This is a genomic window from Flavobacterium sp. (genome assembly GCF_003525665.1).
GTDB lineage: Bacteria > Bacteroidota > Bacteroidia > Flavobacteriales > Flavobacteriaceae > Flavobacterium.
On the sequence record NZ_DQDX01000119.1, the window covers coordinates 1 to 1,180 of the forward strand.

Consider the following 1,180-nt stretch of genomic DNA (forward strand, 5'->3'; position numbering starts at 1 on the left):
TTAAAAGCATTAATAACATTTGATAAAAAATTGATAATTAATGTGATAGAGCTAAAAATTACTAATGAAAGTAAGGCAAATAGAAATGTAGGCTTGGTCATTTAGGCAAATAAAATTCCAAATACAAAGCAAAAAGTAATTTTAATTAAGGGAAATTGCAATACTTTCATATTCTAAAAGTATTAAAAAAATGATAATTCCTACATAAAAAGAATAAAAATTTGATTTTTAATCAACTATTCTGTTAATTTGAGCAAACGATTTTCGGTAGTAATCTTCTTTTGTAGAGGATATTATCACGCCTCGTTGGGTTGATGAATGTACAAATTTGATTTCGTCATCGTCAACTTCGGTTATAATTCCAACATGGTTTATTCTACTTTTTCCGTTGGTTTTGAAGAAGATTAAATCGCCTTTTCTACAATCATTTTTTTTAATGATTGTTCCTTTTTTAGACATTTCAAAAGATGTTCTAGGAAGTGAAATGTCATTTTTTTGAAAAGAAGTAAAAACCAATCCAGAGCAATCATATCCTGCATTTGTTGTTCCGCCATATTTGTAGGGCTTTCCAATTTTATCAGTTGCATCGTCAATTATTTGTTCGTTTAATTGAGAAGTTTTTTTCGAACTGCTTGTTGCTGATGAAGTCGATTTACAGGAAGCAACCAAAAAAAGTAAGGCAATAAGATAGAGTAGGTGTTTCAAAATTGTCAATTTTATCTAAAAAAGAACGAATGAACTTTAAAATTATTATGAAATTTCGGCAACAATTAGCTTTGCAGTTTTTTCACTTGCTCCAATTCCACCAAGTTTTTGTTCTGTCTCGTCGTATTTTTCACGTAGTTTTTTACGATTACTCTCCTCTAAAATTTTAGTCAATTCGGTTTTAATTTTCATCGGATTACAATCATTTTGAATCAACTCGGTAACGACTTCTTCATCCATAATTAAATTTACCAACGAAATATATTTTAAAGTAATAATTCGTTTTGCAATTTGATACGAAACCCAACTTCCCTTGTAACAAACCACTTCTGGAACTTTGAAAAGCGCTGTTTCTAAAGTTGCTGTTCCAGATGTGACCAACGCAGCTTGAGAATTACTCAACAAATCGTAGGTTTTATTGGCGACAAATTTTATGTTTTTTCCTTTTAGAAATTGCTGATAAAACGAATATTCC

At 29.8% G+C, this 1,180-nt stretch carries 1 protein-coding gene and 1 pseudogene; both read right to left on the reverse strand.

The features are described 5' to 3' along the window. Positions 1-228: 228 nt before the first annotated feature. A complete protein-coding gene (locus DIU01_RS08600) occupies positions 229-705 on the reverse strand; it encodes a C40 family peptidase (protein WP_290833512.1) in 477 nt (158 codons plus the stop codon). Positions 706-750: 45 nt separating this feature from the next. Further along, a pseudogene (locus tag DIU01_RS08605) lies at positions 751-1,180 on the reverse strand (lipid-A-disaccharide synthase); the annotation flags it as partial.